Raw genomic sequence first — 12,321 nt, forward strand, 5'->3', positions numbered from 1 at the left:
GGAGGTGGGACGACGAAATCGAATTCTAACGAATGACCGATTTCTGTCCCACTCTCTTTTTTTGTTTCAAGGAGTAATTTGCTGGGTAAAATATCGATTTCTACTACCCTTCTCCTATAAAAAGTGGTAAAATGGTGGAAAGAAAGAAGGAACTGAAATGACAACATTATTTTCTAAAATCAAAGAAGTAACAGAACTTTCTGCTATCTCAGGTCATGAAGCACCTGTTCGCGCTTATCTTCGTGAAAAACTAACACCTCACGTGGATGAAGTAGTGACAGATGGGTTGGGTGGCATTTTTGGTATCAAACATTCAGAAGTTGCGAATGCTCCACGCGTCTTGGTGGCATCTCATATGGATGAAGTAGGCTTTATGGTTAGTGAAATCAAACCAGATGGAACTTTCCGAGTAGTCAGCATCGGTGGTTGGAATCCAATGGTTGTTAGTAGCCAACGTTTTAAACTCTTTACTCGCCAAGGACGTGAAATTCCAGTAATTTCAGGTTCAGTGCCTCCACATTTGACTCGTGGCACAGGTGGGCCAACCATGCCGGCTATTTCAGATATCGTTTTTGACGGTGGTTTTGCGGATAAGGCTGAGGCTGAAAGCTTTGGTATCCGTCCTGGAGATACCATCGTCCCAGATAGTAGTGCAATCCTAACAGCAAACGAAAAAAATATCATCTCAAAAGCCTGGGATAACCGTTATGGTGTTCTCATGGTTAGCGAGTTGGCTGAAAACTTATCAGGTCAAAAACTAGGAAATGAACTTTACCTTGGGGCTAACGTCCAAGAAGAAGTTGGCCTTCGTGGAGCCCACGCATCAACAACAAAATTTGATCCAGAAGTATTCCTTGCTGTAGACTGTTCACCAGCAGGTGATGTTTATGGTGGTCAAGGTAAGATTGGTGATGGAACCTTGATTCGTTTCTACGATCCAGGTCACTTGCTTCTCCCAGGTATGAAGGATTTCCTTTTGACAACTGCTGAAGAAGCTGGAATCAAGTATCAATACTACTGTGGAAAAGGTGGAACTGACGCAGGTGCAGCTCATCTGAAAAATGGTGGTGTCCCATCAACAACAATCGGTGTTTGTGCCCGTTATATCCACTCTCACCAAACCCTTTATGCAATGGACGATTTCCTTGAAGCTCAAGCTTTCTTACAAGCCTTGGTTAAAAAATTGGATCGTTCTACAGTAGATTTAATCAAAAATTATTAAACAGAAATGATGGAGGTAATAGGGATGGAAGAACCAAACCTAGAAACCTTGATACGGGATCTTTACAATCATGCCCGTCAAAACCTGAGTGAGGATTTAGTGGCTGCGCTCCTAGAGACTGCTAAGCAATTGCCCAGCACTAATGAGCGCTTGCTTGCAGTCCGACTTTCAGGGCTAGTCACACTTGAACTACTCAAGAATCCTAGAACACCTTCGCCAGAGTTAGTCAATCTGGCCCGCTTTATCAAAAAGGAAGAAGCGAGATACAGGGGTGCAGCCGCATCTTCATTTATGATTGGAGAGCTATTTAAAATGCTTTGATTCGAAAGAATCAAAGCATTTTTTTCGTTTTAAATTTGTTCTGCCAAAACCTTTTCAGCAAGGTTCATAGCGTGGTCTGATACACGAGTGTAATGTGAAATAATATCGATAAAGTTGACACCTGCTTGAGGAGAACATTCACCGTTATTTAGACGTTTGATGTGAGTCTTACGAAGGACACGTTCCATCTTGTTGATGTCTTCGTGTCGCTCGACAAGAGCTTGAGCTTTCTCGAGGTCGTTGTTTTCCACACTCTCAAGAGCATCTTTGACGAAATCACTAGTTTTAAGATAAATCTCTGCTAGTTCTTCTAAGGCAGCCTCAGAGAATTGAACATTCTTGCGTTGTAAGTAATCGTTAAGATTGATCAAAGCTTCAGCGTGGTCTCCGATACGTTCCAAATCTCGTGAAGAGTCGAGGATGTTGGTTAAGACTTCACTCTCTTTTTGACTCAATGCTTCACTAGATAGACTAATGAGGTAGCGCGTCAATTGCTCATCAATGGTATTGATGGCTTCTTCAGTCTTATGTCCCTTTTCAGCAACTTTTTCATTAGAGTTGATGATATAGTCGTAAGAGAGGTCAAAAGCTTTCGCAGCATAATTACCCAAGTGTAGCAGTTCTTTTTTAGCATTTCCAAGAGCGATAGATGGAGCTTGTTTGATCAGTTGCTCATCAAGGTAGAGAGGTTCGTATTTGACAACTTCATCTTCACCAGGGATGAGTTTAGTTACGATGAAGGCAAGAGCTCCGATGAATGGGAACTGTATAATCGTGTTGGTAATGTTGAAGGTTCCGTGGGCAAAGGCAATGGTCATTTCTGGAGCCAGATTTAAGAAACTCTCAAACCATTGGATTAAAGATGTAAATGGAACGAGGAAGATAATACAGATCACAGTCCCGATAACGTTGAAGGCCACATGGGCTGCTGCCACACGTTTGGCTGCAATATTCGCACCTAAGGAAGCAATAATAGCAGTGATGGTAGTTCCGATGTTATCCCCAAAGAGAACAGGTAGGGCTCCTTGAAGGTCAATCAGATGGCTAGCGTAGAGATTTTGTAAAATCCCGATGGTCGCTGAGGAGGCTTGAATCAGAAGGGTTAAACCTGTTCCGACAAGAACACCCAAGATTGGGTTCTTACTCAGTTCTACCATGTAGTCTTTAAAGACTTGTAAATCCTTAAGGGGTTCCATAGCGCCACTCATCAGATTGAGGGCAAAGAAGATACCACCGACACCAAAGACAATCCGTCCGATGTTATTGATGGTTCTATTTTTTGTGAAGAAGAGACAGACTGCTCCGAGAAAGAGCATAGGTAATGCGTAGTCTCCCAATTTAAAACCTATGATAAAGGACGTGACGGTTGTTCCAATATTGGCACCCATGACAATCCCAATAGCCTGACGCAAGGTCAATAGTCCGGCACTAACCAAACCAACTGTAATAACTGTAACACCTGAACTTGATTGAATCAGGGCAGTCATCCCAATTCCAACTAAAATTCCAAAGAAAGGATTGCTGGTATATTTGTCAATGTAATATCGAAGACGATCACCAGCTGCTTGTTGCAAACCGTCCCCCATGGTTTTGATACTATATAAGAATAGTCCCAAACCACCTAAAAAGTGAAATGCAATTTCCTGCCAATTAATGGACATTTTCTTTTCCCTCCGAAAACTAATCGCGGAATTTCTCCCATTCTATTTTAAAGGATTCTAAACAATCTAACAAGTAGGAAACGCAGTTTTTTTAGAAAAATATCAGTAAAATGGAGAAAAAAGGCAGTTGATTGTCTAATTTATATTATTTATTCACTCCTTTATAGATACTTTAGGATGAGTGTTGACTCTACTTATAAATAGCGTAAAATAAACATGAACAGTTCTGCTATTTGAGAGGCAGAAACTTTTTTAAAACAAAAATAAAAGCGCTTACTTTTTGGAAGTAAAAGGAGAAAAAGATGAAGAATCCATTTTTTGAGAAACGTTGTCACTATAGTATTCGAAAATTATCTGTGGGTGCCTGCTCCTTGATGATTGGATCGGTTTTGTTTGCTAACCAGGCTTTTGCAGAAGAAGTCGCCCTTCCAGCAAATGAGACCACGACCACTGCTGTGGCTGCAGAACAAGCAGCAAATAGCACAACAGAACAACCAGCAACTGCTACAACAGAACAACCAACAACAGCTTCACCTGAAGTCTTGAAGCAGTTGGAGGAGACAGAAAACAAGGTTAGTGAACAGCCTATTTCAGAAGAAAAACCAACCTTGGACCAATTGACTACAGCTGATAAGGAAGCAACTAGCCCAGTTACTGAAACTCCTAAGGTTGAAGAAACACATGCAACTACAGAAAATAAGCCAGAAGAAAAAGCTACTGTTTCTGATGTTCCTAAGAAAGAAGAAAAAAGTCTCCGACCAAAAGAAATTAAGTTTGACACCTGGGAAGATTTGTTAAAATGGGAACCAGGTGCCCGCGAAGACGATGCTATTAACCGCTCTTCAGTAGAATTGGCTAAGCGTTACCGCGGTCATGTCATCAATGAAAAAGCCAATAAGGATGCCAAAGTCGAAGCCCTTGCTAATACCAACTCTAAGGCTAAAGACCACGCTTCTGTAGGTGGTGAAGAGTTTAAAGCCTACGCTTTTGACTACTGGCAGTATTTGAATTCCATGGTCTTCTGGGAAGGCCTCGTTCCGACTCCAGATGTGATTGATGCTGGTCACCGAAATGGTGTTCCTGTGTTGGGAACTTTGTTCTTCAACTGGTCAAATAGCATTGCGGATCAAGAAAAATTTGCTGCAGCTCTTCAACAAGATGAGGATGGAACTTTCCCTATCGCTCGTAAGTTAGTTGATTTGGCTAAATATTATGGATTTGATGGATACTTTATCAACCAAGAAACAACAGGAGATATCGTAACGCCTCTTGGTAAGAAAATGCGTGACTTCATGCTTTATACCAAGGAGTATGCTGCCAAAGTCAACCACCCAGTCAAATATTCTTGGTACGATGCCATGACTTATGAATATGGTCGTTACCATGAGGATGGACTTGGTGAGTACAACTATCAATTCATGGAAAAAGAAGGCGATAAAGTGCCTGCAGATCACTTCTTTGCAAACTTTAACTGGACTAAAGAGAAAAATGATTACTCTGTAACAATGGCGGAATGGATTGGACGCAGTCAGTATGATGTTTTTGCAGGTTTGGAATTGCAACAGGGTGGTTCTTATAAGACAAAAGTAAAATGGGATGCCCTTTTTGATGAAAATGGAAAACTTCGCTTGTCACTTGGACTCTTTGCGCCTGATACTATCACGAGTCTTGGAAAGACTGGAGAAGACTATCACAAGAATGAAAATATCTTCTTCACAGGCTACCAAGGAGATCCGACTGGTCAAAAACCAGATAACAAGGACTGGTACGGCATTGCCAACCTCGTAGCTGACCGTACACCAGCAGTAGGTCGTACCTTTACAACATCCTTTAACACTGGACATGGTAAAAAATGGTTTGTGGATGGTAAAATCTCTAAGGATTCTGAATGGAACTATCGTTCTGTATCAGGTGTTTTGCCTACATGGCGCTGGTGGCAAACTTCATCAGGAGCTAAACTTCAAGCTAATTATGACTTTGAAGATGCCTACAATGGAGGAAACTCACTCAAGTTTGCAGGTGATTTAGCTGAAAACACCAATCAAGATGTTCGTCTTTACTCTACAAAACTTGAAGTAACAGATAAAACAAAACTTCGGGTCGCCCATAAAGGTGGTAAGGGAAGCAAGGTTTATGTAGAGTTTGCGACTCAGAAAAACTATACTTATGGTGGAGAGAATACTCGCAAAGAACTGACTCTATCTGACGATTGGACAAAAGACGAATTTGACTTGAGTGAATTGGCTGGGCAAAAGATTTATGGGATCAAACTCACCTTTGAAAATACTGCAACTGTCAGGGATTACCAATTCAATCTAGGAGAGTTGACTGTTACAGATAATCAAGAGGCTCCTCAAGCACCAACAACTCTAACAGTAGCTAAGCAATCTCTTAAAAACGCACAAGAGGCAGAAGCCATTGTTCAATTTAAGGGCAATAAAGATGCTGACTTCTATGAAGTTTATGAAAAGGATGGCGATGCTTGGCGTCTATTGACAGGATCATCAGCAACTACTATTTACCTACCAAAAGTCAGCCGTTCAGCTAGTGCGACTGGAACCAATCAAGAGTTGAAGGTTGTTGCAGTTGGTAAGAATGGCCTTCGCTCTGAAGCTGCAACCACAAACTTTGACTGGGGCATGACTGTCCAAGATACAAGCCTTCCAAGACCACTTGCAGAAAATATCGTTCCCGGAGCCACTGTTATTGGAAGTACTTTCCCAAATACAGAAGGTGGAGAGGGTATCGAAGGTATGTTGAATGGGACCATAACTAGTCTATCTGACAAATGGTCTTCTGCTCAGCTAAGCGGTAACGTTGATATTCGTTTGACACAACCACGCCGTGTTGTTAGATGGGTCATGGACCATGCTGGTGCTGGTGGAGAATCCGTCAACGATGGTTTAATGAATACGAAGGACTTTGACCTTTACTACAAGGATGATGCTGGAGAATGGAAACTAGCCAAGGCTGTTCGTGGCAATAGAGCTCATGTTTCAGATATCACCCTTGATAGTCCAATTACTGCGCAAGAATGGCGCTTGAACGTCATCACATCTGACAATGGAACACCATGGAAAGCCATCCGTATCTACAACTGGAAGATGTATGAAACTCTTGATACGGAGAGTCAAAATATTCCAATGGCTAAAGTTGCAGCGCGTGTCCTAACGGACAATAAGGTTCAACTTGGTTTCTCAGAAGTTCCTGCTGGAGCAACAATTACAGTCTATGACAAGGCAAATTCACAAACTCCAATCGCTACCTTAAATACAGTAGTTGGAGGAGATTTGGCGACAGATTCATTGACCTTCGAAAAACGTCCGAGCCTTCTTTACTACCGTACACAATTGCCAGGTAAAGAAATCAGTAATACCCTTGCTGTAACAATTCCTCAGGATGAGAGAAAGATTAAGGCTGTCAGTCTAGAAGTAGCACCTAAAAAAGCAACTTATCAAAATGGTGAGGAGTTGAATCTTAAAGGTGGTCTTCTCCGTGTCAAATACGAAGGGGAAGAAGCAGATGAAGTCATCAACCTCAGTCATGCAGGTGTAGTTGTTAACGGCTATGATTCTCACCATCATGGTGAACAAGAGTTAACAGTGACCTATCTTGGTTTACCGGTTGCAGGAAGCTTCAAGGTTCAAGTGACTGGTGAAGAAACTGGTCCAAAAGAAGTCGCAGCCTTGTATATTAGCAAACAACCGAAAATTGACTACTTGGTAGGCGATGCTCTGGACTTATCAGAAGGACGCTTTAAGGTCTTGTATGACGATGAAACTGAGACAGAACATAGCTTTACAGACGAGGGAGTCGAAATTACAGGCTATGATTCTCAAAAAACAGGCCGTCAAAAACTTCAGTTGCACTATCAAGGTCAAACTGTCGACTTTGATGTCCTAGTATCACCTAAAGCAGCTGTCAACGACGAATATCTGAAGCAAGAAATCACATCTGCTCAAGGACGTAAAGGAACGACAGCTTATACATTTGCGGATGCAGAAAAACAAGCAGCTCTCGTTGAGAAGATTGAAGCAGCAAAAGCTATCCTAGAAAACCACGACGCTAGTCAAGAAGCAGTTAACCAAGCCTTGAACGACTTGAAACAAGCTGGTGCTGACTTGAATGGTGTACAGCTTTATCAAGCAGCTAAGGAAGAACTTGAAACTCTTCTAGGGAAAGTTCGTGAGAAAAATGCAGATGATCCAATCATCGCTCAAGCAGAAACTCTCATTGGTTCAACAAATCCTACTCCAGAAGCCTTTGCGGACATGAAAGAAAAGCTGAATAAGAAACTAACTCCTGCAGAAGAAAGCCATCATGTAGGTAGCTTAGAAGATGAAACTGCTCCAACAGTTGAAGCTTTACCTGAGTTAGTGGTTGAGACAGAAACTCAAGTCTTCGAGCGTCAAGAACGTCCGTCAGGAGACCTCTTATTGGGTGAACGTCGAGTCGTTCAGGCAGGTGTAGAAGGTCAGACTCGTCGTCTGATTGAAGTGGATGCTAAAGGCAAACGCACTCTTCTTAAGACAGAAGTAGTCAAAGAAGCAGTGGCAGAAATTACTGAAGTTGGTACGAAGGTAGAAAGTCGTGTTCAGCCAGTGGATGGAGTCAAAGATTTGACCATTAGCAACCCAGCACTAGTGATTGAGGAAGAAACAGTTGCATACGGACATGAAGAACGACTAAACCCTAGTCTTAAAGCAGGTGAACGTCGCCTGGTTCAAGCAGGGGTTGAAGGGCTTCGTAGAAATCTTGTAGAAGTCGATGCAGAAGGCAACCGTAGTCTTAAGGGGACAGAAGTAGTTAAAGAAACCGTAACTGAGATTGTTGAGATTGGGCCAAAAGTAGCTAAAGCTCCAACTACCCAACCAGTTGAGTCTACTCCAGCGGCTCAGGACACTAAGAAGGAAATTACAAAAACAGAACCTAAGACTGAAACATCCGTTGCGCCAGTTCAAATAAGTCAAGCAGCGAAGCAAGAACCAGCAAAAGAAGAAGAACAAGTTGAGAAACCTGAAGGAAAACAACTTCCAAATACAGGTGAAGAAGTCGATGCGAATCTCCTTGCCCTTGGATTGGTTGGAGTTCTGGGTGGTTTCGGATTACTTGCCCAAAAGAAAAAAGAAGATTAAGTTATATAGTGTATCTAACATTTATTTCATACAGTAAAAAGATTTGACTATTAGTAGTCAAATCTTTTTTTAGACTTGCTGAGGTGAAAAACGAGAAGTACCTATCGTTGCTTGAGGGATTCTCTATATTTACCAATGAGAAATGGTTCAGGGGAAAAGTTTAAGGTTTTGCTATCTCTTTTATTGATTTTGTGATATAATTAACACGTAAAAAAAAAGAAGGAGTCATATCTAATGGCAAAATTGACTGTTAAAGACGTTGACTTGAAAGGGAAAAAAGTTCTCGTTCGTGTTGACTTCAACGTACCTGTAAAAGATGGCGTGATCACTAACGACAACCGTATCACTGCAGCTCTTCCAACTATCAAGTATATCCTTGAACAAGGTGGACGTGCAATCCTCTTCTCTCACCTTGGACGTGTAAAAGAAGAAGCAGATAAAGAAGGTAAATCACTTGCTCCTGTAGCTGCTGACTTGGCTGCTAAATTGGGTCAAGAAGTTAAATTTATCCCAGGTGTTACTCGTGGTGCTGAATTGGAAGCAGCTGTTAACGCTCTTGAAGATGGACAAGTTCTCTTGGTTGAAAACACTCGTTACGAAGATGTTGACGGCAAGAAAGAATCTAAAAACGATCCTGAACTTGGTAAATACTGGGCATCACTTGGAGATGGTATCTTCGTAAACGATGCATTCGGTACAGCTCACCGTGCACACGCATCTAACGTTGGTATCTCAGCAAACGTTGAAAAAGCAGTTGCTGGATTCCTTCTTGAAAACGAAATTGCTTACATCCAAGAAGCTGTTGAAGCTCCAGAACGTCCATTCGTGGCGATCCTTGGTGGTTCAAAAGTTTCAGACAAGATCGGTGTTATCGAAAACTTGCTTGAAAAAGCTGATAAAGTTCTTATCGGTGGTGGTATGACTTATACATTCTACAAAGCTCAAGGTATCGAAATCGGTAACTCACTTGTAGAAGAAGACAAATTGGATGTTGCTAAATCTCTTCTTGAAAAATCAAACGGTAAATTGATCTTGCCAGTTGACTCAAAAGAAGCGAATGCATTTGCTGACTACACTGAAGTGAAAGACACTGAAGGTGAAGCAGTAGACCCAGGATTCCTTGGTCTTGATATCGGTCCTAAATCAATCGCTAAATTCGACCAAGAATTGACTGGTGCGAAAACAGTTGTATGGAACGGACCAATGGGTGTATTTGAAAACCCTGACTTCCAAGCTGGTACAATCGGTGTGATGGACGCTATCGTGAAACAACCAGGCGTTAAATCAATCATCGGTGGTGGTGACTCAGCTGCCGCAGCGATCAACCTTGGACGTGCAGACAAGTTCTCATGGATCTCTACTGGTGGTGGAGCTTCAATGGAACTCCTTGAAGGTAAAGTTCTTCCAGGACTTGCAGCTTTGACTGAAAAATAAGAATATAAAAAAGGAGGCTGGGACAAAAGTCCTAGCCTCTCAATTGTCTTTGGATTGTCGAGCAAGACGCAGTGGTTGAGTGGGCTCTACTACGCTGATTTCATCAGCTTTTACAGCCCTACTCAACTGTGCGGAGGTGGGACGACGAAATCGAATTCTAACGAATTACCGATTTCTGTCCCACACTTTTTTTTGCGCTCTTTTAAAGTTTGAGAGTAGCGAGGGATAATTGGACAAAATCAAAAAAAAACAGTAAAATAGAGGAATACCAATCTAAATGAAATTTGAGTGATAATCGTGGAAAAAAGAGACAATCATACAAAAACAGCTATTTGCGGTATTATCAATGTCACCCCGGATTCTTTCTCTGATGGGGGCCAATTTTTTGCTATTGAAGAAGCCTTAAAACAAGCTCGAAAATTGATTGCTGAAGGTGCTACTATCTTAGATATCGGTGGTGAATCTACTCGACCTGGAAGTAGCTACGTTAAGGTTAAGATAGAAGAGGAAATCCAACGTGTTGTTCCAGTCATTCAGGCTATCCGTCAAGAAAGTGATGTTCTGATTTCGGTCGACACTTGGAAGAGTCAAGTGGCAGAAGCAGCTTTACAGGCTGGGGCCCATATAGTCAATGACATTACAGGTCTTATGGGGGATGAGAAGATGGCGGAAGTTGTTGCCAAAGCTGGAGCTCAGGTAGTCATCATGTTTAATCCAGTAATGGCACGCCCTCAGCATCCTAGTTCACTTATCTTCCCTCATTTTGGCTTTGGAGAGCCTTTTACAAAGGAAGACTTAGATGAGTTTGAAAAACTACCAGTAGAAGAATTGATGACAGCTTTCTTTGACCGTGCTCTAGTAAGAGCGGAAAAAGCAGGAATTTCGAAAGAAAAGATCATGCTAGATTCTGGGATTGGCTTTGGCTTGACCAAAAAGGAAAATCTCATACTTCTACGTGACCTTGATAAATTACACGAGATGGGCTATCCTATCTTTTTAGGAGTCTCTCGCAAGCGCTTTGTCATCAATATTCTGGAAGAAAATGGTTTTGAAGTAAACCCAGAAACTGAAGCAGGCTTCCGAAATCGTGATACTGCTTCAGCTCATGTGACCAGTATCGCTGCTAGACAGGGTGTAGAAGTGGTGCGTGTACACGATGTAGCCAGCCACAAGATGGCAGTCGAGATCGCGTCTGCTATTCGTCTGGCAGATGATGCGGAAAATTTAAACTTGAAACAATATAAATAAGATGAATAAAAACGAAACGAATCAGTGGATAGCTAACTATCGGACAGACCAACCGCATTTTGGTTTGGAGAGGATGGTGGAGCTATTAGCCCTACGTGGCAATCCCCATCTGAAACTCAAGGTTATCCATATCGGAGGCACCAATGGCAAGGGTTCTACCATAGCTTTCTTGAAAACCATGTTAGAAAAGATGGGGCTTAGAGTTGGCGTCTTTAGCTCACCCTATCTGATTCATTACACGGACCAGATTGCTATTAACGGGGAATCCATCCCAGAAGCGAGATTAGAGACCTTGATGGCGGACTATCGCTCACTACTGGAAGGAGAGCATGCTCCGGCCTTACAAGGAACGACAGAGTTCGAGATTATCACCGCTATCGCTTATGACTATTTTGCTTCTGAGCGAGTTGATGTCGCTATTATGGAAGTTGGGATGGGTGGTCTTTTGGATAGCACCAATGTCTGTCAGCCGATACTAACGGGCATCACAACTATTGGGCTGGATCACGTCGCTTTGCTGGGGGACAGTCTGGAAGCCATCGCAGAGCAAAAGGCTGGCATTATCAAACAAGGAGTTCCCCTAGTAACAGGGAATATTGTGCCTGAAGCCTTGGCGGTAATCGACCAGATTGCGAAAGCGAAACAAGCTCCTAGGCTTGCTTATAGGGATGATTATCAGGTCAGCCATCATGAGAGTATTGAAACTGGAGAGGTCTTTGACTATACAAGTTCGTTTAGACAGGGTCGTTTTCAGACAGGTCTACTTGGCATTCATCAGGTAGAGAATGCTGGGATGGCCATAACCCTGTTGGATACCTATTGCCAAGAGACTGGACGAGAATTGGCAAGTAATGACTTGATTGCTCAAGCTTTAGAAGAAACAAGTTGGCCAGGACGCTTGGAAATTGTTTCTAAAGGTCCCTTGGTGATTTTGGATGGAGCCCACAATCCCCATGCAATCAAGGCTTTGGTAGCAACCTTGCAAGAACGCTTTGCCGACTACCAGAAGGAAATCCTCTTTACTTGTATTAAAACTAAGGCTTTAGAGGATATGTTAGATTTATTAGAGAACTTACCAGGTACTAATCTTACACTAACACATTTTGAGGATGGTCGGGCGACCGACGAAGAGGTGCTAAAAGAAGCAGCCCGTTCTAGAGAGCTTAACTATCAAAGTTGGCAGGAATTTCTAGATCAAAAAATGACAGACGATGAAGAGAAAAAAACAGTTCGGATAGTGACGGGCTCCTTGTATTTCTTGAGCCAGGTGAGAGCCTATCTGATGGAGAGGAAAAACTAG

At 42.3% G+C, this 12,321-nt stretch carries 7 protein-coding genes; 6 read left to right on the forward strand and 1 reads right to left on the reverse strand.

From position 1 onward, the window contains the following. The first annotated feature begins 157 nt into the window (after positions 1–157). On the forward strand, positions 158–1,222 hold the full coding sequence (pepA, locus tag HMPREF2957_RS00970) for a glutamyl aminopeptidase (RefSeq protein WP_070677022.1): 1,065 nt from the start codon (positions 158–160) through the stop codon (positions 1,220–1,222). A gap of 24 nt (positions 1,223–1,246) precedes the next feature. Continuing rightward, complete coding sequence (locus HMPREF2957_RS00975) at positions 1,247–1,543, forward strand: bacteriocin immunity family protein (RefSeq protein ID WP_070677023.1); 297 nt, start codon at positions 1,247–1,249, stop codon at positions 1,541–1,543. 29 nt (positions 1,544–1,572) lie between these two features. Here HMPREF2957_RS00975 and HMPREF2957_RS00980 read toward each other — a convergent pair whose 3' ends face one another. Beyond that, on the reverse strand, positions 1,573–3,204 hold the full coding sequence (locus tag HMPREF2957_RS00980) for a Na/Pi cotransporter family protein (RefSeq protein ID WP_070677024.1): 1,632 nt from the start codon (positions 3,202–3,204) through the stop codon (positions 1,573–1,575). A 302-nt stretch (positions 3,205–3,506) separates the two neighbouring features. Here HMPREF2957_RS00980 and HMPREF2957_RS00985 point away from each other — a divergent pair, with 302 nt between their 5' ends. The 4 genes from HMPREF2957_RS00985 (at position 3,507) to HMPREF2957_RS01000 (ending at position 12,321) form a co-directional block, all read left to right on the forward strand. Continuing rightward, complete coding sequence (locus HMPREF2957_RS00985) at positions 3,507–8,339, forward strand: endo-beta-N-acetylglucosaminidase (protein ID WP_070677025.1); 4,833 nt, start codon at positions 3,507–3,509, stop codon at positions 8,337–8,339. Positions 8,340–8,573: 234 nt separating this feature from the next. Further along, a complete protein-coding gene (locus HMPREF2957_RS00990; protein WP_070677026.1) occupies positions 8,574–9,773 on the forward strand; it encodes a phosphoglycerate kinase in 1,200 nt (399 codons plus the stop codon). A gap of 297 nt (positions 9,774–10,070) precedes the next feature. Next, on the forward strand, positions 10,071–11,021 hold the full coding sequence (gene folP, locus HMPREF2957_RS00995; RefSeq protein WP_070677027.1) for a dihydropteroate synthase: 951 nt from the start codon (positions 10,071–10,073) through the stop codon (positions 11,019–11,021). A gap of 1 nt (position 11,022) precedes the next feature. Next, the gene (locus HMPREF2957_RS01000; protein WP_070677028.1) at positions 11,023–12,321 is read left to right on the forward strand and encodes a bifunctional folylpolyglutamate synthase/dihydrofolate synthase; all 1,299 of its coding nucleotides are present in this window, start codon (positions 11,023–11,025) and stop codon (positions 12,319–12,321) included.

The sequence above is a fragment of the Streptococcus sp. HMSC062D07 genome (assembly GCF_001814215.1).
GTDB lineage: Bacteria > Bacillota > Bacilli > Lactobacillales > Streptococcaceae > Streptococcus > Streptococcus infantis_I.